The following is a 17,519-nucleotide window of genomic DNA, read 5'->3' on the forward strand; positions in this document are numbered from 1 at the left end:
TTGACGCATCTTCCAGCCGGTCTCGGAAAGCGCTAAGCGCTAAGCGCCGAAGCAGCCCCGTGCAAAAGCCTGGAAGGCGCGCGCCCGGTGAGACAAGGCCGGCGACCCGTCCGGCGGAATCGCCTGCTTTTCTTCCAGCGTCATCTCGCCGAAGGTCTTGGTCAGATCTTCCGGCAGAAAGATCGGATCATAGCCAAACACCAGCGAGCCGCGCGCCGGAAAGACCAGTTCGCCGTCGACCCGTCCCTCAAAACTCCGGGTTTCGCCGTCTGGAAAGGCGAGTGTGAGCACGCAGATGAAATGCGCCTTGAACGGCGGCGCGGCGCCGGCCGATCGCAGCGCCTCCTCGACCTTCGCCCTTGCGACGCCGAAATCACGCGTCGGACCCGCCCAGCGCGCGGAATAAATCCCCGGCTCGCCCCCCAGCGCCTCGACGCAAAGCCCTGAATCGTCGGCGAGAGAGGGGCAATCGGCGCCCGCGGCGGCGGCGATCGCCTTCAGCTGCGAATTGGCGAGGAATGTCGATCCGGTTTCTTCCGGCTCCGGCAACCCAAGTTCGCCGGCCGAGACGGCCTTGACGCCGTAATGGTCGAGCAACTCGCGCATTTCCGCGAGCTTGCCTTCATTATGGGTCGCGATGACCAGTCTTCCATTGAGGCTGCGCGGCATTCAGGCGACTGCGCACTTTTGCAGCTCGATGAGCTTCGAAACGCCGCCGCGCGCCAGCGTCAGCATGGAGTTCAACTGCGTTTCGGTGAATACGGCTGCTTCGGCCGTCGCCTGCACCTCGACAAGGGAGCCGGCGCCGGTCAAGACGAAATTGGCGTCGGTTTCGGCGGCGGAATCCTCGGCGTAGTCGAGGTCCAGGACAGCCTCGCCGTTAGAGACGCCGCAGGAAATCGCCGCGACATGATCACGCAAGGGAAACTCCTTGATGATCGAGCGTCCATGCATCCATTTCAGGCAATCATGCAGCGCGACCCAGGCGCCCGTGATCGAGGCCGTCCGCGTGCCGCCGTCAGCCTGCAGCACGTCGCAGTCGAGCGTGATCTGGCGTTCGCCGAGGGCCTGCAGATTGGTCACTGCGCGCAGGCTGCGGCCGATGAGGCGCTGGATCTCCTGCGTCCGCCCCGACTGCTTGCCGGTGGTCGATTCCCGGCGCGTGCGCGTATGTGTCGCGCGCGGCAGCATGGCGTATTCGGCGGTGACCCAGCCGCGTCCCTGACCCCGTAGCCACGCCGGCGGCTTATCCTCCAGCGAGGCTGTGCAGAGCACATGCGTCGAGCCGAATTTGATCAGGCAGGAGCCTTCGGCATAGCGCGCGACATTGCGTTCGATCGTGACTGGCCGCAATTCGTCGGCGGCGCGTTGAGACGGACGCATCAAAAACCCTCTTTTGAGTGAGGCGCATCTCTAGTGGGTCGTCCACAAATGCGCAACTGCGGCGGGTGGGACCTCTGTTCAATTTATCCGCGCGGCTGTATTGGAGGCTAAAAAGGGCAGGCAGGGAACCTCAAAGGAGCGAAAATGCGCCGTCTCACGCTTGCAGCCGCGTCGCTGCTGGTCTTCGCTGCGGCGTTCGCAGACGCGCCCGCGCGCGCCGCCGGCAAGCCGACGCGGTTTTGGAACCTTACCTCATCGACCGTGACGGAGTTGCGCCTCGCGCCCGCTGGCACGCAGGAGTTTGGCGAAAACCAGTGTCTGAACGATAAGGACGCCGAGGTCGAGCATGACGAGCGGCTGAAGGTCACGGGTGTCGGGACGGGCCAGTATGACGCCCGGATCGGCTTTCCGGACGGGCGCGTTTGCGCCGCCAAAAACCTGCCGGTCGAGGCGGGGCAGGTGTTTTCTGTCGAGGACAAGGATCTGGTCGACTGCTCGAAGTGAGGGGGGCGGGCGCGTCACCCCTTCCGCGGCGGCAGATTTTGTTGATCGCGCGGCGCCTCGATCACTTTCGTTGGCCGCGCGCGCCCGCCGAAAGCGGAAGCCGCCGCCATAAAGCCCTCCATGCGGCCTTCGAGCGCCGCCAGCCTTTTGTCGATCTCGACGACGCTGAGGGCGAGTTGCTCGACCTTCTTGGCTTGGCCGCTGATGCGCTCCTCGAGCAGCATCGCCGTTTTGAGGGCCTTCAGCGCATCGCCAACGGCGCTCACTTCGCCGCGCGTCCAAAATACGCCAGCGCCGCGTCGAGAGCGGCGTCGGTGCGGTCAAGCTGCGCCAGCGTCGCGGCGTGAATGTCGGCGAAGCCGTCGGCAAGGGCGCGCAGCTCCGCCAGCGCCTCTTCGTCGGCGGGCTCATAGGCCAGCGCCGCGCGGCGGACGAATTCCGCCGTCGAAATCTTGCCGGCCTTTGCGGCCTTGCGTTCGACGAGCTCCTTGTCCCGCGCCGTGATGGGAACGATCAGCCGCTGACTGGCCAGACTCATTGCCGCCTCCAATGTTAGACATGATCATATACATGATCCTGCGCGGAGCGGCAATGGCGTTAGGCGATCGGCTCAATGCCCTTCAAAACTCATCAAGGTCCGCACCGGCACGCCGAGCGCCCTGATCTTGTCGGCTCCGCCAAGGTCCGGCAGATCGATCACGAAACAGGCGGCGACGACGTCGGCGCCGATCTTCTTCAGGAGGCCGACCGCGCCCGTCGCCGTGCCCCCCGTAGCGATGAGGTCGTCAACGAGAATGACGCGCTCCCCGGCGACCACGGCGTCATCATGGATTTCCATCTCGTCCAGCCCATATTCCAGCGAATAGGCGATCGAGACCTTGGTATGCGGCAGCTTTCCCTTCTTGCGGATCGGCACGAAGCCGGCTGAAAGCTGATGTGCGACAGCGCCGCCGAGGATGAAGCCGCGCGCTTCCATCCCTGCGACCTTGTCGATTTTGGCGCCTGACCAGGGCTGCACCAATTCGTCGATGGCGCGACGAAAAGCGCGCGCGTCGCCAAGCAGCGTCGTGATGTCGCGAAACAGAATGCCGGGCTTTGGATAGTCGGGAATGGTGCGGATCGCGGCCTTGAGGTCGTATGTCTTGTCGTTCAAGGTCATGACTGATGGATCCGCCGCATGATCGCCTCTAGTTTCTTCATGAGAACAGGGTCGCGCGCCGATGGCGCAGTCAGAATCGCATTATCGAGGGCGCGGTCCGAGCCGACCGGGCAGGCCTCATGCTCGGCCGGAAAATCATGCAACATGCGAGCCAGAAGGCGCGCGGCATTGCCCGAGTTGGCGTTGACGATTTTGATCACTGAGGCGACGTCGACGTCGTCGTGGTCCGGGTGCCAGCAATCATAATCGGTGACCATCGCGACTGTCGCATAGGATATTTCGGCCTCGCGCGCGAGTTTTGCCTCCGGCATCGCCGTCATGCCGATGACGTCATAGCCCGCCGCCTTATAGCTTCGCGATTCGGCGAGCGAGGAAAACTGCGGCCCCTCCATGCAGACATAGGTTCCGCCGGTGAGGCAGGGGATGGCCTCAGCCTGCGCGGCCAGGGCGATGCGCGCCTGCAGCGCCGGCGCGATGGGATGCGCCATTGAGACATGAGCGACGCAGCCATTGCCGAAGAACGAGCTTTGCCGCGCAAAGGTCCGGTCGACGAACTGGTCGATAAGGACGAACAGGCCGGGATAAAGCTCCTCCTTGAAAGAGCCGCAGGCCGATACGGAAACAATGTCGGTGACGCCGGCGCGTTTCAACGCGTCGATATTGGCGCGGTAATTGATGCCGGAGGGCGACAGGACATGGCCGCGCCCGTGGCGGGGCAAAAAAACCGCCTCCGTCGCGCCGATCCGGCCAAAATGCAGCGCATCCGACGGCTCGCCCCAGGGCGTTGTGACGCGCTCCTCGCGGATGTCTTCGAGGCCCGGCAGGTGATAGACGCCTGATCCGCCGATAATGCCTATGATCGCTTTGGCCATTTGCCCCGCCTTTCAAGCGGCGCAGTTTTAACGCGGCGAGACGTCAGCGCAAGTGGCTGCGATGGTGTTCAGCATTCAGATTGATCGTCTATTTTGGGCCGTCGCCCTCCGGCGCAAAGCCGCTTTACGAGTTAAATCCGCCCTGATATTCCTGCAGCGCGGCGACCAGCGGGCGCAGGAAGCTGCGGCGCAATGTTTCCGCGGAACGGGCGCTGCAGAGCTTTATGCGCTTTACCGGCAGTTGCGCAGAACCGCGTAATGAGGAGTCGCTCCATGATTCCACTCGACACCCATCTTCAGATCGGCTCCCTCCTTTTCGATGGGGTGGACCAGATAGATCTCACCGGCCCATTCGAGGTGTTGTCGCGTATCCCAAACTCGACCTACCGCATCTTCGCCAAGACGAGCGAGCCTATGCGGGACATGCGCGGTTTGTGGCTGACGCCGGATGGCGACCTGACCGAAGCGCCGCGGCTCGACGTCCTTCATATCCCCGGCGGATTCGGCCAGGAAGCGCTGATGGACGACGAGGAAATCCTTGCCTGGATGCGGTGGCAGGCGGCGGGGGCGCGATGTGTGTTTTCCGTGTGCACGGGCGCTCTCATCTGCGGCGCGGCCGGGCTGATCGAGGGGCGGCGGGCGACGACGCACTGGGCGTCGTTTCACCTCCTGCCCTATTTCGGCGCGATCCCTGTGAACGAACGCGTCGTGATCGATGGGAACTGGGTGTTTGCCGCGGGCGTGACGGCGGGCATTGACGGCGCCTTGCGCGTTGCGGCGGAACTGCGCGGCGACGAGGCCGCCCAGAGCATCCAGCTCTACATGGCCTATGCGCCGGAGCCGCCCTTCAACAGCGGAGCGCCCGAAACCGCTCCGGCCGCCGTTTTGGACGAAGCGCGGCGCGCCGTCCGCGCCATAACGGCACAAAGGGAGGAGACGGCTCGCCGGGTGGCAAAACGTCTCGGCGTTACGGCGCCGTCCGCTCCAGCGAGCAGAGAATAATGCGCTCCCTATGTGAAGCGCCGCCCTTTATCTTGAAGCCGGCGTGGCGGTAGGCGCGTCCGCGATGGCGGGCGGTCCGTGACGACAAATTCAAAGCAGAGCAAATCATCGTGACTGGCGTCACGGGCGAGCGCTGTGAGTTGTCCATTCATCCCGGGGTTTCAGCGTTAAATCCCGCATTCCCGCGTAACAAATCCGCCTTGGACGCCGTATCTTGCCTCTGAGGCGCACGCGCAGGGAGAGCCGCATGTTTGTTCATCGCCGCAAAGGTTGGGAAATTCGCGAAAGCGAAGCGACGCCGGAACATTTGTTTTTCGCGCGCCGCTCATTGCTCAAAGGCGGCGCGGCGGCGGCCGCGGCCTCATGGCTCGCCGCTCCCGCTTTCGCCGCAGACGATCCCGCCGACGCGCTTTATCCGGCCAAGCGCAATGAGATATTCAAGCTCGACCGAGCCGTGACGCCGGAAGAGATCAATTCCCATTACAATAATTTTTACGAATTCGGCTCGACGAAGGATATTTTCGACGCCGCCCAGTCTCTCAAGACAAGGCCGTGGACGATCAAGATCGACGGGCTGGTGGAAAAACCCTTCGACATCGGCATCGATGATCTCATCAAGTCGATGCCGCTGGAGGAAAGGCTCTATCGCCACCGCTGCGTCGAGGCCTGGGCGATGGCCGCGCCCTGGACCGGCTTTCCGCTGCGCGCGCTGGTTGAGGCCGCAAAGCCGCTCTCTGCCGCGAAATATGTGCGGATGGAGACCTTTCTCGATCGCGCCATGGCGCCTGGCCAGCGGCAGGCCTGGTATCCTTGGCCCTATGTCGAGGGCCTCACCATGGCGGAAGCCGCCAATGATCTGAGCTTTCTCGTCACCGGCGCCTATGGCAAGCCGCTCGGCAAGAGCTTCGGCGCGCCGCTGCGGCTGGCGACGCCCTGGAAATATGGGTTCAAATCGATCAAGTCGATCACGCGCATCTCTTTTGTCGCCGAGCGGCCAAAGACTTTTTGGGAGAGCCTGCAGGCGTCCGAATATGGTTTCTGGGCCAATGTGAACCCCGCCGTTCCGCACCCGCGCTGGAGCCAGGCGAGCGAGGAGGTGCTTGGAACGCAGGAGCGCCGTCCGACGCAGATCTTCAACGGTTATGGCGAATTCGTCGCCGGCCTCTATGTCGGCCTCGAAAAGGAGCGGCTCTTTGTCTGAGCCGCCTCTCGCATCACTGCGCGTAGAATTGATAGACGGCGGAATAGCGGATGCGGGCGATATCGCCAAGATGCGCCGCGTCGCAGCCGTCCGGCGGCTCGACGCCGCCTTTCGTATCGATGCGGCGAATGTAATTGACGCTCGAGAGCGTGCCGAATGTCCCCAGATGCGTCTTGACCTTGAGCAGAAGCCAGGGCACTGAGCCGGCCTCTGGCGCGTCGCTCTTCGCCAAAAGATCGCCGGTGATCGCCGAGCCGTCGGCGAGCGTCCACATAGGCCCTTTGCCATGCGTGCCGATTTCCCGGCCGCTATGATTGAAAAGCGACGCCGCCGGGCCGTCGAAAATCCAGACGAAGCCTTTTTCCTTTGCCGTGCAGACATAGACCTGTACGCCGCTGGCCTCTGCCGCGAGCAACAGGTTTGACCCGGAGGGCGGGCTTAGCGCATCCTGCGCCGACGCTTGCTGCGCGAGATTGATAAAGGCAAAGCTCCAAAGCGCGACAGCGATTCGCTTCATGTTGATTCCCCCCTCGCCGCCAAGTCGCGGCGACAAGGAAGCTAGCCGAGGCGCGCCGGTGACGCCAGCCACAGACAGGGCCCATGATTTCTTCAGACGAACGAGCCGCAAAATGACGCCGCGGGACCCTTTTGGACCGGTCGGCCAGCGCCGGGCGCCGGCATGAGCTGGTCGCCGCAGCAGGATGGCGCGCTTTCCGCCGTCTCCGCCTGGATGAAGCGCGGCGAGCCGCAGGTTTTTCGCCTGTTCGGCTATGCCGGCGCCGGCAAGACGACGCTCGCCAAACAGCTCGCCGAAGACGTCGACGGAGACGTCGCCTTCGCCGCCTTCACCGGCAAGGCGGCGCTGGTGCTGCGCTCCAAAGGCTGCAAAGGCGCGCGCACGATCCACAGCCTGATTTACCGCCCGCGCGAAGCCGACGTCGACGAGCCGACCTTTGTCCTGAATGAAGACAGCGCGGTCGCCAAGGCGAGCCTCGTCATCATTGACGAATGTTCGATGGTCGACGCTGACCTCGGCCGTGATCTTCTATCCTTCGGCAAGCCGGTGCTGGTGCTCGGCGATCCGGCGCAACTGCCGCCGGTGCGCGGCGGCGGCTTTTTCACGGAAGGGGAGCCGGACGTGATGCTCACGGAGGTGCACCGTCAGGCGGCGGATAACCCGATCATCAAAATGTCCATGCTGGTGCGCGAAGGCCGCCGGCTCGACCCCGGCGCCTATGGCGAGAGCCGCGTCATCGGACGCAGAGAAATCGATTCGGCGGCCGTGACGGCGAGTGACCAGCTTCTCGTCGGCTTGAACCGCACCCGGCGCTCCTACAATCGCAGAATGCGCGAATTATTCGGCTATCAATCGGAATTTCCAGAAGCCGGCGACAAGCTCGTCTGCCTTAAGAACGACAACACGAAAGGCCTCCTCAACGGCGGCATATGGATCGTCAAGACGACCGGAACAACCCGCAAGAAGAAGCTGGCGCTGAATGTGGCGCCCGAAGACGATCCGACCCGCAAGACGCTGCGCATAGGCGTACTGCCGGAATTTTTCTCCGGCGCCGAAGACAGCCTTACGCCGAAAGCGCGCCGCGAATCGGATGAATTCGATTATGGCTACGCGCTTACCGTGCACAAGGCGCAGGGCTCGCAATGGAATTCCGTCGTGCTGTTCGATGAAAGCGGCGCCTTCCGGGAACACCGCAACCGATGGCTCTATACCGGCATCACGCGCGCGGCGGAAAGACTGACGGTTGTCATATGAAGATCTCGCCGCAGCTCTCCCGCCGCGGCGTTCTTTTCGGCGCGCTGGCGCTTGGCGTGAGGAAAACTGTGGCGGCCGCGCCGGTCGTCGTGAGCTCGAAACTTGATCTGGAGGGCGCCCTTCTCGGGCAGATGATGCTCCTGGCTCTGGCCCGCGCCGGCGTTCCGACAATAAACGAGCTGCAGATCGGGCCAACGGCGATTTTGCGTCAGGGCTTGATCTCAGGCGCGGTCGATCTTTGCGTCGAATATACCGGCAATGGCGCCTTTTTCTTTCACCAGGAATCTGATCCGGTGTGGCGCGACGCGCGGCAGGGCTTTTTGCGCGTCGCAGAGTTGGACTATGCTCAAAATCGCCTCGTCTGGCTGCAGCCGGCGCCTGCCGATAATAGCTGGATCATCGCCATTCCGAAGGCGCTTGCGGCAGAGAAAAGCCTGCGCACGTTGGACGATTTCGCCGCCTTCGTCCGGGCCGGAAACAGGATCAGATTGGCGGCTTCGGCCGAATTCGTCGAAAGCGAGGCCGGGCTTCCGGCGTTTGAAACGGCCTATGGGTTCAATCTGCAGGCCTCGCAACTTCTGGTGCTGTCCGGCGGCGAGACGACGGCGACGATGAAGGCCGCCTCGGACGGAATTTCGGGCGTCAATGCGGCGATGGCCTATGGTTCCGATGGCGCGCTCAACGCGCTTGATCTTTTGCCGCTTGACGATCCGCGCCATGCGGAGCCTGTCTATGCGCCGGCGCCCGTCATTCGCGCCGCGACATTGGCGGAATATCCGCAGATAAGACAGGCATTGGCGCCAGTCTTCGCTGGCCTTGATCTTACAACCTTGCGGGCGCTCAATGAGCGGGTGGCGGTCGAAGGCGAAGAGACGACCTTCGTTGCGCGCAATTATATGACGGCGCAAAATCTGTTATGAAAATCCTGCGCGCGCTCAAAATTCACGATCGCGTTTTATTGACGCTGTGTTGTATTGGCGCGCTCGCTGCGGCTTCAACCGCGTTCGTCAATTACGCCGGGAATCGCCTGGCTGACGGAGCGCCCTTATCCGTGTGGCAGGCTCCCTCGGCGGATCTTGGCGCCATCATATCAAGCTTTGCCGCGCTCGCCGGCCTGTCGTTTGTCGCGCAAGAAAAGCTCCGCGCATATGCCGCGCTGCTTGCGGCGGCGGCGTTGTTCTTTGCTTGCCTTGCCGGCGCGGGAGCATTCGCCCATGTCCTCGCCGCGACGGCGCCGCCGGCGGCGCGCATATCGCTTGGGGCCGCCTTCTGGATCCTTGGCGCGGTCGCTCTCCTCGCCATGTTGAACGCGATGCAGCGCGGCGCGCTTTCCCTCTGGCTGCGCGTGGCCGCAGGCGCGGCTGTCGCGCTGGGCTTTGCGCTTATGGCGCGCTGCGGCGTTTTCACCAGCCTCGCGCTCACCAGGGAGTTCATGGGGCGCCACGTGGAATTCCTGCAACAGCTCGCCCGCCATGTTGGCCTCGTCGGCGCCGCCGCGGCTTTTGCATTGATCATCAGCGTCCCGCTGACCGCGCTGGCTTTGCGTCACGCAGGCGCGCGCGGATGGCTTTTCGCGACGCTCGGAGTCGTGCAGACGATTCCATCGATTGCGCTTTTTGGCGCGTTGATCGCGCCGCTCTCCGCCCTCAGCGCACGGTTTCCGGCGCTGCGCGAGCTCGGCGTCGCCGGCGTTGGCCCAACGCCTGCGATCATCGCGCTGACACTCTACTCGCTGCCGCCGCTGGTGCGCATATTTGTTACGGGCTTCAATGCAGTCGCCTCGGAGGTGAAAGATGCGGCGATCGGCCTCGGCTTTGATCGGCGCCGTCTGTTCCTTTCGGTTGAATTGCCGCTGGCGCTGCCGGCCTTGATTTCGGGGCTGCGCGTCGTCGTCATTCAAGCCATCGGCCTTGCCGCCGTTGCAGCTTTAATCGGCGCCGGCGGACTTGGCGTCTTCGTTTTTCAGGGCATCGGACAATATGCGCTGGATCTTGTTCTGCTTGGCGCGATCCCGATCATTCTCCTGGCGCTCGCCGCCGATCTCATCTTTCAGATGCTGCTGGCGGCGGCGAGGAGGCGAGCATGAGCCTGTCGCCCATTATTGAACTGCAAAGCGTGTCGAAATCCTTTGGCGCGACATCCGCCATCGAAAATCTCGTGCTGTCCATTGAGGCCGGTGCGTTTTGCGTGCTGGTAGGTCCCTCCGGCTGCGGTAAGTCGACGGTTCTGCGCATGATCAACGCGATGATCGCGCCGGATCTGGGCGTTGTTAGAGTGCGCGGACAAAACATCAGCGAGCTCGATCCCATTGAGCTGAGGCGCAGCATTGGCTACGTCATACAATCGGTCGGGCTCTTTCCGCATTGGACTGTCGCCGCGAACATTGCAACCGTGCCTCGCCTGATGGGCTGGGACAAGGTCAAAATCGCCGAGCGCGTCGAACATATCGCCGCCGCGCTGCAGATCGACCCGGCGTTGCTGCCTCGCTATCCGCGCCAGTTGTCGGGCGGCCAGCAGCAGCGCGTCGGCGTCGCCCGCGCTCTCGCCGCCGACCCGGACATTTTGTTGATGGACGAGCCTTTCGCCGCGCTCGATCCTGTCAGCCGCGCCGCTTTGCAGGGCGAGTTGCGGCGCCTGCACAAAGAGAGCGGAAAAACGATTGTCTTTGTCACGCATGACATGAACGAAGCCTTGCGCCTCGCGACCCATATTATTGTGATGGACAAGGGCCGCGTGATCCAGGCGGGCGCGCCCGCTGACATCCTGCTGAGGCCGCGCGATGCATTCGTCGAGGGCTTTCTCGGACGTGAGGATTTGCCTTTGAGGCTACTTGATCTTGCGACTGTCGGGGAGCGCACGCGGCCTGCCACGACCGCCGCCGGTTCAGCGGACGAGCCGATTGCGATCAGGGACACGGCGAGTCTGCGGCAGGCGCTGACCCTCATGCTCGAGCGTCATCGCGATCGGCTTGCCGTTGAAAATGAGCGCGGCGAACTGATGGGCGAAATCGCCGTCGCCGATGTTCTTGGAGCTGGCGATGCGGGTTAGCATCATGGCGGCGGTTCGTGTGGTCGCGCGTCAGCCGGCGTTCTGGCTCGCGCTGCTGCTCGTCGGCGCGATCGGATCGATGCGATGGAGCGCGCCTTTATTCGCCGCGCTGTTTCCGGGCGATCCGCGCCCCCTCTATTCGCGCGCAAGCTTCTTTGAATTGACGCTGGCGCATTGCGAACTCGCCGCGATATCGAGCCTTCTCGCGGCGGTTGTCGGGATCGGCCTCGCCGTCTTCGCCACGCGCGATTGCGGGCGCGAATTCGCGGCCATGATCAGCGCCATCGCCGCCGTTGGCCAGACGTTTCCGCCGGTCGCCGTTCTCGCCCTGGCCGTTCCGATCCTCGGCTATGGCGCGGCGCCGGCGCTTGCCGCTTTGAGCCTTTACGCCATTTTGCCCATTCTCGACGGCGCCCTGACGGGCTTGCACAATGTGCCCGCCGCCGCGCGGCAGGCGGCCGAAGGCATGGGCTTTGCTCCCCTTGGGCTCCTCTGGTGGATTGAGCTGCCGCTGGCTCTGCCTTTTATCCTTGCGGGTCTGCGCAACGCTGTCATCATCAACATTGGGACGGCGACGATCGGCTCCAGCGTCGGCGCTCTTTCGCTAGGCTCGCCGATCCTCGAAGGGCTGTCGGCGTCAAATCCCGCATATGTCATTCAGGGCGCCCTGATCGTCGCGCTGCTGGCTGTGGCGGTCGATCGCGGATTTCAGTCCTTGGAGATGGCGCTCTGCGCTCCGCGCGGCTGAATCCGCGTTGCTCGCCCGGCGAGTCTGATCATCAAGTTTTAGTTGACGACGGTTTTGCCGGGAAATTCGCAGAGATCGACGATCAGGCAGCGCTCGCACTCCGGCCGGCGCGCCTTGCAGACATAGCGGCCATGCAGAATGAGCCAATGATGCGCGTGCAACTTATGCGTGTCCGGAATAATCCGTTCGAGGCCGCGCTCGACGTCGAGGGGCGTCTTGCCGGGGGCGAGCGGAATGCGGTTAGAGACCCTGAAAATATGGGTGTCGACCGCGATCGTCGGCGCGCCGAAGGCGATGTTCAGCACGACATTGGCGGTCTTGCGGCCAACGCCCGGGAGCCGTTCAAGCGCCTCCCGATCATTCGGAACGATCCCGCCTAAATTGTCGACGAGCTGCTGCGATAGGGCGATGACATGCTTCGCCTTGGTCCGGTAGAGGCCGATCGTCTTGATCATCTCGCGGAGTCTGTCTTCGCCGAGCGCCAACATTTTTTGCGGCGTATCGGCAATCGCGAACAGCGCCTTTGTCGCCTTGTTGACGCCGCTGTCCGTCGCCTGCGCCGACAGCACCACCGCGACCAGCAGGGTGAAAGGGTTCACATAGTCAAGTTCGCCCTTGGGATTTGGCGCTGCGGCGGCGAATCGGCGAAAAATTTCCTCGATGCGCGCTGCATCCGGAGATTCGCGGCGCGCGTTCGCCGGTTTCGGAGCCGTCGTCCCGCCTTGCTTTCGAGCGGCGGGCTTCACGCTTCCGGCGATCGCGCGCGCGGCGCCCTTGGCGACGGTAGCATTTGCAATAATTCTTTTGACCATGGACGCGTTATAGTTTTCGATAGGGCGGGAGAGAAGGGCCTCTCGGATGTCAGCTGCGAAAATCATCATCGGTGAAATGGAAGATCCCGCGCTTTTCGCCGCGCGGCTGAAACCACATCGCTCGCTGGGGCGGCGGAACTTTCAGTTTCTGTTGATGGCATTTCTGGGGGCCAATATCGTCTCGAGCCTGCCGTTTATTTTTCTTGGCGCATGGCCCGTCGCGGGGTTCTTCGGGCTCGACGTCGCGCTTTTCTATTTCGCCTTCAAAGCGAATTACCGCGCCGCCCGCGCCTATGAGGACGTCCATGTGACGCCTTTTGAACTTCTCGTCGCCAAGGTCAGCGCCAAAGGGCGGCGGGACGAATGGCGTTTCAATCCAGCCTTTGTGCGCTTGGAGCGGGAGGAGCACGAGGAGTTCGGAACTTTGCGGCTGGCGCTCGTCTCGCGCGGCAAGAGCCTCGAAGTCGCGGCGTTCCTTGGGCCGGGCGAAAAAGCGGATTTTGCCAGCGCCCTGTCGCGCGCCCTTGCCGAGGCGCGGCGCGGACCTCGCTACTCCTGAGCCTTCTTAGAGGGACAGCGGCAAGGCGAAAGAAAATCCGGCCGTCCCAAAGCGAACGGAACGGCCGGCCAGACAAGGCGCGCCAATGCTCGATCAGAAGCAGGACGCGGACTGTCCGAAGTCCGCGAAGGCATCGAAACCTCGCCTCGCAGGGCTAGCGTTTTTGGCGCTCTTCCGCTTGACCCAAATATGCTAGATCGTGAAAAAATGAATAAATTGGACGTGATTGCGGCGGATTCCGGATAAAGACCGGTCGCCGCTGCTCTGTCCGGTGAGATGGGGCGGTCTGCGAGGGCAGCCGCAAGGCGCGCGCCCAAAGGCGCCGCAGGCAAATGCAGGTTGCCGCGAGGATGCCGCGCCCCTGAGCCCGCGAAATCTGGGCGCCTATCTTTCGCGGCCGTAATTATAGCCGCGATACAGCACGGGCGGCTCCGGAAAGATCACCGAGTCGGCATAAAGGCCGCGCGACTGGCAAACGGCGGTCGCGCGAAATCGCGCGGTGTCGCCGACAAGGTCCAACTGTGGCATGGGAACGACGCTGCAACGGGGGTCAGTTGCGAAGGCGTAAGGGGGCGGCGCTGGCGGCGGAGGCGGAGCATAGCTGCGCGGCCCATATCCAAGGTCGGCCGCCGCGGCGCCCGGCGCGCCGAGGGCCGATAGCAGCACTAAGCCATAGGCCCACTTCTTCGCGGGCCTTAGCGATTGAGCGCCGGACGCGCCGGCGGCCAAGATGCTCATCAATGTTTCTCCAGCGCAAGAACGCGGCATTCAAGATCATGACCGGCGAATCGAGGCCTGATTCGCCTTTTGATCTTAGTTCCATTCTACGCGGAGAAACACCGAAAACACAACCAAAAAGAGAAAATTACAATTATAGGTTATTCTTTTACCTTTAGGCCTTTCAGACTCGCGAAGACCGAATGCACATCGATGTCTTCTTCAACCTCGTGCTGCTTGGCCGGCGCAACGCCGAACACCTCGGCTTCGGTGCGACGCTCTTCATGCGGCGGGCGCGTGGTCGTTTCGGCGGACATCAGGGTCTGGCTGTGATCTTCTTCGACATGCGGCCGATCTTTTGCAGCGCGATTGACTTCGAAATCGAGATCAATCTGCGAACAGAGGCCAAGCGTGACGGGGTCGGCCGGCGTCAACGCGGCTGAATTCCAGTGCGTCCGATTGCGAATGGCCTGCAATGTCGTTTTCGTAGTGCCGGCGAGGCGCATGATCTGCGCATCCTTCAGCTCGGGATGATTGCGCACCAGCCACAAAATGGCGTTCGGGCGATCCTGGCGGCGCGAGAGCGGCGTGTAGCGGGCGCCGCGTTTGCGCGCCGGCTCCGGCAGCCGCACCTTGGAAACCGCCAGTTGCAGCTGGCGATTGGAGTCTTTCTCCGCCGCGGCGATTTCTTCGCGGGTCAATTGTCCCGAAGTGATCGGATCATGGCCCTTGATCCCGGTCGCGACTTCGCCGTCCGCGATGCCTTTCACTTCGAGCGGGTGAAGTTTGCAGAAATTGGCGATCTGATCGAAAGTCAAAGACGTATTTTCGACGAGCCATACAGCCGTGGCCTTAGGCATGAGCGGCGCATTGTTCATGTTTTACTTCTCCTTTGCGCTCGGAAACTTAAGAATTCCAGCAAGCAGCGCCGACGCGCTGTCCGGAGCGCCCGCCGCCGCGCAGGGGCGAGGCCCACGAGACGATGCTCACGAGACAAGGCTTAATCAATCAGCCATGACGGGAATAGTTACATTATAGGGAGCGCGGAGGCCGAAGGCAATGCGTTTGCCTTTTCACGAGGCAAATGTTTGTGTCGCCAGATGGCCCAGCCAAAACCGCGGCTGGGCTGGACTATCGCCCTTGGCTCTGACCATCATGATCAAACCGGGCCAAACAGGCTCCTGTTAAGGGATCCCCGCCTTTCATGATTCGCTTGACCTTGCAATTTATCGGCTTGTTCATTCTGGCCAGCGCCTTCGCGGCCTTGGCCATCGATTCTTCCAGGTCCTTCGCGGCCGGACACGTGATCTTGACGGAATTGGGCGACACGGCCGCCGCGCTAGCGCCGAACAAGGCGGAGGCGTTGAGGGTTGCGATCAACGGGCACTGGCCGGCGCTCCTCGAAAGATCTCTAACGAAAGTTGCGCAACTGCCCACTTTTCTCGGGCTCGGCCTGATCGGGGCGCTCATGTTCTGGCTGGCGCGCAAGCCGCAGCCAAAGATCGGCTACTCCAGCCGGTAAGCCATTCGGACCCCGTATTGGCGCAAAATTAACGAAACTCGGAAACTTTGCCGGCGTCTGAGCCGTTGTCTCGGCGCAGTTGAGACCCCATTTGAGCTACACAGAATCCCGGTGAGGGTTAATCCCCCGATGTCCAGTCTATCGCCGGCTGTTTCTCGCAGAAAGGAGCGGAGATGTTCGCGTTTCGGAAACCGCTGACTTTGCCGACGGCGGCGAACGCCCTGCCTGGTCGTCCGGACCCAATCAAGACCGCTGAAACGCACTTCCTCACCGGAGGTCGTTTGGCGCCCCCGTTTCCTGCCGGCGTCGAGACGGCCTTATTCGGGCTGGGATGCTTCTGGGGCGCGGAGCGCAAATTCTGGCAGCTGGGAGACGGGATCTACGCGACAGCGGTCGGTTATGCCGGCGGCCTGACCCCAAACCCGACATATGAAGAGGTTTGCTCAGGCCTTACCGGCCACAATGAGGTGGTGCTGGTCGCTTTCGATCCGGCCAAAATCTCCTACGAATCCCTCCTGAGAACATTTTGGGAAAGCCACGATCCGACGCAGGGAATGCGCCAGGGCAATGACGTTGGAACACAATATCGCTCCGGTGTTTATGTCGCCAGCGCCGATCAGCGCGCCGCCGCCGAATCGAGCAGGGCGGCCTATGGCAAGGCGTTGGCGGAGAAGGGCTTTGGCCCGATCACAACGGAGATCCTCGATCGGCCGGTTTTTTACTATGCCGAGAGCTATCATCAGCAATACCTCGCCAAAAATCCGAATGGATATTGCGGCTTGGGCGGCACGGGTGTTTCGTGTCCGATCGGGGTCGGCGTCGCGGCCTGATCGCGCGGTCTGCTTTTGCGTACCGCGGAGTGGCAGCCATCGGCTTGGGGCGACCCCCAGTCGGAGCCAAATTTTGAGATTAATGCAAGGCCGAAGCAACGGTTGCGCAAGTTCGGCGTTGTTCTATTCGCGTAATATTTGGGGTCTAGACAGCGGGACGCGCGGATGACCTTTGGAGCGTTCAATGCGTTTTATTAAAGTTCTTGCGATTGGCTCGATGCTCAGCCTTGGCGTTGCGGGGGCGGCGATGGGCAATCCAATTTCTGCGAAACCGGATGTCGCTGATCGCACGGGGGTGGTCACGACGGCGGTCTACGGCGCGGCGAATGAGGCCCCGATCGTTTCGGGGCGCAGCGCCGCCATGCATCGCAAATCCAAGATGCACCACCTGATGGTCAAGCCGGCAGCGCCCCTCGCAGGCGATATCGCGCCGGAAAATAACTGACCGCGCTATTTTGCGTTGAGAACCGTTCTGCATTCGGTCGGAAGCTGCGCCAATGTGATTGGCGGCTTCGGCCGTTGCGGCCTCGGCAAGGGATGCAACACGGCGTCCGAGAACCAGTAGGCGAGCGAGGCGTCGCAGCCGTCGCCCGGGGGGACGGGGTCCTGCTCACGGCAGGCCTGCTCTCCTGACGGACAGACGAGGCGGATGTGGAAATGGTAGTCGTGTCCGTAATAGGGGCGCACTTTATTCAGCCATGAGCGATCGCCAGTCGCCTCCCGGCAAATCGCTTTCTTGATCGCCGCGTTGACGAAAATACGCTGCACTTGCCGGTCTTGCGCGGCCGCCTTGACGACCTCAAGATCATCCTGCGTCCATTTCGAAGGATCGACGTCGAGTCGGTCCGGCCGCACCACATTGATCGCCGTCATCTCCTCCCGCTCAGAACGCGTCAGCTGGCGCGCCGGCATCGGCGTGAGCCAGACGTCGGCGTCGAGGCCGACTTGATGCGAGGCATGTCCCGTGAGCATAGGGCCGCCGCGCGGCTGCGACATGTCGCCGACGAGAATTCCAGGCCAATGGCTGACGGTCGGCACCTTGCGGGCAAATCGCTCCAGAAAGGCGAGCAGGGCCGGATGGCCCCAGTTGCGGTTGCGCGAGAGCCGCATCACCTGCCAGGCGGGTCCATTGACGGGCAGGGGCTGGCCTCCGGCGAGGCAGCCGCGCGAATAAAAACCGATGGTGCGCGCTGCGAGGGGCGCCGGTGTGGTCTCGCGTCCGAATAATTCCTTGGCTGGAGTTGCCGGATCGTTCGGATGGGCGAGGGGAGGAAGAGCGACGGGTTCGAGCGAACCCCTGTCCTGCGCCAGAGCCGCCCGCATCGGCCAGATCGCGCAAAGGGCGGCCAGTAAAAGCAGAGGCGATCGCATTGAAGCTCCCCGATAAACCG

23 protein-coding genes are annotated in these 17,519 nt (G+C 62.7%); 12 read left to right on the forward strand and 11 right to left on the reverse strand.

Annotated features, from left to right (window positions below; all coding sequences use genetic code 11):
- Window positions 1-39: 39 nt before the first annotated feature.
- Together rdgB and rph are read right to left on the reverse strand one after the other, a co-directional pair.
- Window positions 40-669 carry an RdgB/HAM1 family non-canonical purine NTP pyrophosphatase gene (gene rdgB / locus MPC4_RS18715; protein WP_174513865.1) on the reverse strand — a complete coding sequence of 210 codons (630 nt, stop codon included), beginning with the start codon at window positions 667-669 and terminating at the stop codon, window positions 40-42.
- On the reverse strand, window positions 670-1,383 hold the full coding sequence (rph, locus tag MPC4_RS18720) for a ribonuclease PH (protein ID WP_174513866.1): 714 nt from the start codon (window positions 1,381-1,383) through the stop codon (window positions 670-672). It lies immediately after the preceding gene.
- A gap of 144 nt (window positions 1,384-1,527) precedes the next feature.
- On the opposite strand from rph, the gene MPC4_RS18725 reads away from it, so the two are divergent.
- Window positions 1,528-1,887: a hypothetical protein gene (locus MPC4_RS18725; RefSeq protein ID WP_174513867.1), complete on the forward strand. Its 360-nt coding sequence runs from the start codon at window positions 1,528-1,530 to the stop codon at window positions 1,885-1,887.
- Window positions 1,888-1,901: 14 nt separating this feature from the next.
- On the opposite strand, the gene MPC4_RS18730 is transcribed toward MPC4_RS18725, so the two are convergent.
- The 4 genes from MPC4_RS18730 to MPC4_RS18745 all read right to left on the reverse strand — a co-directional run bounded on the left by MPC4_RS18730 (window position 1,902) and on the right by MPC4_RS18745 (window position 3,918).
- A complete protein-coding gene (locus MPC4_RS18730; protein WP_174513868.1) occupies window positions 1,902-2,153 on the reverse strand; it encodes a hypothetical protein in 252 nt (83 codons plus the stop codon).
- A complete protein-coding gene (locus tag MPC4_RS18735) occupies window positions 2,150-2,425 on the reverse strand; it encodes a plasmid mobilization protein (RefSeq protein WP_174513869.1) in 276 nt (91 codons plus the stop codon). Before MPC4_RS18735 ends, MPC4_RS18730 begins: the two co-directional genes overlap by 4 nt.
- A gap of 72 nt (window positions 2,426-2,497) precedes the next feature.
- The gene (locus MPC4_RS18740) at window positions 2,498-3,046 is read right to left on the reverse strand and encodes an adenine phosphoribosyltransferase (RefSeq protein ID WP_174513870.1); all 549 of its coding nucleotides are present in this window, start codon (window positions 3,044-3,046) and stop codon (window positions 2,498-2,500) included.
- Window positions 3,043-3,918 carry an S-methyl-5'-thioadenosine phosphorylase gene (locus MPC4_RS18745; protein ID WP_134491346.1) on the reverse strand — a complete coding sequence of 292 codons (876 nt, stop codon included), beginning with the start codon at window positions 3,916-3,918 and terminating at the stop codon, window positions 3,043-3,045. Before MPC4_RS18745 ends, MPC4_RS18740 begins: the two co-directional genes overlap by 4 nt.
- A 273-nt stretch (window positions 3,919-4,191) precedes the next feature.
- Between MPC4_RS18745 and MPC4_RS18750 the strand changes: the two genes are divergently transcribed.
- Both MPC4_RS18750 and msrP read left to right on the forward strand, forming a co-directional pair.
- Window positions 4,192-4,920: a DJ-1/PfpI family protein gene (locus tag MPC4_RS18750; protein WP_174513871.1), complete on the forward strand. Its 729-nt coding sequence runs from the start codon at window positions 4,192-4,194 to the stop codon at window positions 4,918-4,920.
- A gap of 247 nt (window positions 4,921-5,167) precedes the next feature.
- Entirely contained in the window at window positions 5,168-6,121 is a 954-nt protein-coding gene (msrP, locus tag MPC4_RS18755; protein ID WP_174513872.1) for a protein-methionine-sulfoxide reductase catalytic subunit MsrP, read from the forward strand.
- 13 nt (window positions 6,122-6,134) lie between these two features.
- Here msrP and MPC4_RS18760 read toward each other — a convergent pair whose 3' ends face one another.
- The gene (locus MPC4_RS18760; protein ID WP_174513873.1) at window positions 6,135-6,638 is read right to left on the reverse strand and encodes a DUF3455 domain-containing protein; all 504 of its coding nucleotides are present in this window, start codon (window positions 6,636-6,638) and stop codon (window positions 6,135-6,137) included.
- A gap of 162 nt (window positions 6,639-6,800) precedes the next feature.
- Here MPC4_RS18760 and MPC4_RS18765 point away from each other — a divergent pair, with 162 nt between their 5' ends.
- The 5 genes from MPC4_RS18765 (at window position 6,801) to MPC4_RS18785 (ending at window position 11,688) form a co-directional block, all read left to right on the forward strand.
- A complete protein-coding gene (locus MPC4_RS18765) occupies window positions 6,801-7,892 on the forward strand; it encodes an ATP-dependent DNA helicase (RefSeq protein ID WP_134491352.1) in 1,092 nt (363 codons plus the stop codon).
- Window positions 7,889-8,812 (forward strand): ABC transporter substrate-binding protein, encoded by a 924-nt coding sequence (locus MPC4_RS18770; RefSeq protein WP_174513874.1) that lies wholly within the window; start codon window positions 7,889-7,891, stop codon window positions 8,810-8,812. Before MPC4_RS18765 ends, MPC4_RS18770 begins: the two co-directional genes overlap by 4 nt.
- A gap of 131 nt (window positions 8,813-8,943) precedes the next feature.
- A complete protein-coding gene (locus tag MPC4_RS18775; RefSeq protein WP_174513875.1) occupies window positions 8,944-9,978 on the forward strand; it encodes an ABC transporter permease in 1,035 nt (344 codons plus the stop codon).
- Complete coding sequence (locus MPC4_RS18780) at window positions 9,975-10,940, forward strand: ABC transporter ATP-binding protein (protein ID WP_244629112.1); 966 nt, start codon at window positions 9,975-9,977, stop codon at window positions 10,938-10,940. Before MPC4_RS18775 ends, MPC4_RS18780 begins: the two co-directional genes overlap by 4 nt.
- Entirely contained in the window at window positions 10,930-11,688 is a 759-nt protein-coding gene (locus tag MPC4_RS18785) for an ABC transporter permease (protein ID WP_244629113.1), read from the forward strand. The genes MPC4_RS18780 and MPC4_RS18785 overlap by 11 nt, the downstream gene beginning before the upstream one ends.
- 38 nt (window positions 11,689-11,726) lie before the next feature.
- Here the strand turns inward: MPC4_RS18785 and nth are convergent, their stop codons facing one another.
- Window positions 11,727-12,500, reverse strand: a complete 774-nt coding sequence (gene nth, locus MPC4_RS18790) for an endonuclease III (protein WP_174513876.1) — start codon at window positions 12,498-12,500, stop codon at window positions 11,727-11,729.
- Between the two features lie 46 nt (window positions 12,501-12,546).
- On the opposite strand from nth, the gene MPC4_RS18795 reads away from it, so the two are divergent.
- On the forward strand, window positions 12,547-13,059 hold the full coding sequence (locus MPC4_RS18795) for a DUF2244 domain-containing protein (protein ID WP_244629114.1): 513 nt from the start codon (window positions 12,547-12,549) through the stop codon (window positions 13,057-13,059).
- 384 nt (window positions 13,060-13,443) lie between these two features.
- Here MPC4_RS18795 and MPC4_RS18800 read toward each other — a convergent pair whose 3' ends face one another.
- Together MPC4_RS18800 and MPC4_RS18805 are read right to left on the reverse strand one after the other, a co-directional pair.
- A complete protein-coding gene (locus MPC4_RS18800; RefSeq protein ID WP_174513877.1) occupies window positions 13,444-13,797 on the reverse strand; it encodes a hypothetical protein in 354 nt (117 codons plus the stop codon).
- A gap of 140 nt (window positions 13,798-13,937) precedes the next feature.
- Complete coding sequence (locus MPC4_RS18805) at window positions 13,938-14,654, reverse strand: DUF1013 domain-containing protein (protein ID WP_134491360.1); 717 nt, start codon at window positions 14,652-14,654, stop codon at window positions 13,938-13,940.
- A gap of 326 nt (window positions 14,655-14,980) precedes the next feature.
- Here MPC4_RS18805 and MPC4_RS18810 point away from each other — a divergent pair, with 326 nt between their 5' ends.
- The 3 genes from MPC4_RS18810 to MPC4_RS18820 all read left to right on the forward strand — a co-directional run bounded on the left by MPC4_RS18810 (window position 14,981) and on the right by MPC4_RS18820 (window position 16,573).
- Window positions 14,981-15,298, forward strand: a complete 318-nt coding sequence (locus MPC4_RS18810; RefSeq protein WP_174513878.1) for a hypothetical protein — start codon at window positions 14,981-14,983, stop codon at window positions 15,296-15,298.
- Between the two features lie 173 nt (window positions 15,299-15,471).
- Entirely contained in the window at window positions 15,472-16,128 is a 657-nt protein-coding gene (gene msrA / locus MPC4_RS18815) for a peptide-methionine (S)-S-oxide reductase MsrA (RefSeq protein WP_174513879.1), read from the forward strand.
- Between the two features lie 184 nt (window positions 16,129-16,312).
- Window positions 16,313-16,573 carry a hypothetical protein gene (locus tag MPC4_RS18820; protein ID WP_174513880.1) on the forward strand — a complete coding sequence of 87 codons (261 nt, stop codon included), beginning with the start codon at window positions 16,313-16,315 and terminating at the stop codon, window positions 16,571-16,573.
- A gap of 5 nt (window positions 16,574-16,578) precedes the next feature.
- On the opposite strand, the gene mepA is transcribed toward MPC4_RS18820, so the two are convergent.
- The gene (gene mepA / locus MPC4_RS18825) at window positions 16,579-17,499 is read right to left on the reverse strand and encodes a penicillin-insensitive murein endopeptidase (protein WP_134491369.1); all 921 of its coding nucleotides are present in this window, start codon (window positions 17,497-17,499) and stop codon (window positions 16,579-16,581) included.
- Window positions 17,500-17,519: the final 20 nt, after the last annotated feature.

This window comes from Methylocella tundrae (assembly GCF_901905185.1).
Taxonomy (GTDB): domain Bacteria; phylum Pseudomonadota; class Alphaproteobacteria; order Rhizobiales; family Beijerinckiaceae; genus Methylocapsa; species Methylocapsa tundrae.

Coding starts and splice junctions, on each gene's coding strand:
- rdgB (WP_174513865.1), bottom strand. CDS start 669: ATGCCGCGCAGCCTCAATGGAAGACTGGTCATCGCGACCCATAATGAA.
- rph (WP_174513866.1), bottom strand. CDS start 1,383: ATGCGTCCGTCTCAACGCGCCGCCGACGAATTGCGGCCAGTCACGATC.
- MPC4_RS18725 (WP_174513867.1), top strand. CDS start 1,528: ATGCGCCGTCTCACGCTTGCAGCCGCGTCGCTGCTGGTCTTCGCTGCG.
- MPC4_RS18735 (WP_174513869.1), bottom strand. CDS start 2,425: ATGAGTCTGGCCAGTCAGCGGCTGATCGTTCCCATCACGGCGCGGGAC.
- MPC4_RS18740 (WP_174513870.1), bottom strand. CDS start 3,046: ATGACCTTGAACGACAAGACATACGACCTCAAGGCCGCGATCCGCACC.
- MPC4_RS18745 (WP_134491346.1), bottom strand. CDS start 3,918: ATGGCCAAAGCGATCATAGGCATTATCGGCGGATCAGGCGTCTATCAC.
- MPC4_RS18750 (WP_174513871.1), top strand. CDS start 4,192: ATGATTCCACTCGACACCCATCTTCAGATCGGCTCCCTCCTTTTCGAT.
- msrP (WP_174513872.1), top strand. CDS start 5,168: ATGTTTGTTCATCGCCGCAAAGGTTGGGAAATTCGCGAAAGCGAAGCG.
- MPC4_RS18760 (WP_174513873.1), bottom strand. CDS start 6,638: ATGAAGCGAATCGCTGTCGCGCTTTGGAGCTTTGCCTTTATCAATCTC.
- MPC4_RS18765 (WP_134491352.1), top strand. CDS start 6,801: ATGAGCTGGTCGCCGCAGCAGGATGGCGCGCTTTCCGCCGTCTCCGCC.
- MPC4_RS18770 (WP_174513874.1), top strand. CDS start 7,889: ATGAAGATCTCGCCGCAGCTCTCCCGCCGCGGCGTTCTTTTCGGCGCG.
- MPC4_RS18780 (WP_244629112.1), top strand. CDS start 9,975: ATGAGCCTGTCGCCCATTATTGAACTGCAAAGCGTGTCGAAATCCTTT.
- MPC4_RS18785 (WP_244629113.1), top strand. CDS start 10,930: ATGCGGGTTAGCATCATGGCGGCGGTTCGTGTGGTCGCGCGTCAGCCG.
- nth (WP_174513876.1), bottom strand. CDS start 12,500: ATGGTCAAAAGAATTATTGCAAATGCTACCGTCGCCAAGGGCGCCGCG.
- MPC4_RS18795 (WP_244629114.1), top strand. CDS start 12,547: ATGTCAGCTGCGAAAATCATCATCGGTGAAATGGAAGATCCCGCGCTT.
- MPC4_RS18800 (WP_174513877.1), bottom strand. CDS start 13,797: ATGAGCATCTTGGCCGCCGGCGCGTCCGGCGCTCAATCGCTAAGGCCC.
- MPC4_RS18805 (WP_134491360.1), bottom strand. CDS start 14,654: ATGAACAATGCGCCGCTCATGCCTAAGGCCACGGCTGTATGGCTCGTC.
- MPC4_RS18810 (WP_174513878.1), top strand. CDS start 14,981: ATGATTCGCTTGACCTTGCAATTTATCGGCTTGTTCATTCTGGCCAGC.
- msrA (WP_174513879.1), top strand. CDS start 15,472: ATGTTCGCGTTTCGGAAACCGCTGACTTTGCCGACGGCGGCGAACGCC.
- MPC4_RS18820 (WP_174513880.1), top strand. CDS start 16,313: ATGCGTTTTATTAAAGTTCTTGCGATTGGCTCGATGCTCAGCCTTGGC.
- mepA (WP_134491369.1), bottom strand. CDS start 17,499: ATGCGATCGCCTCTGCTTTTACTGGCCGCCCTTTGCGCGATCTGGCCG.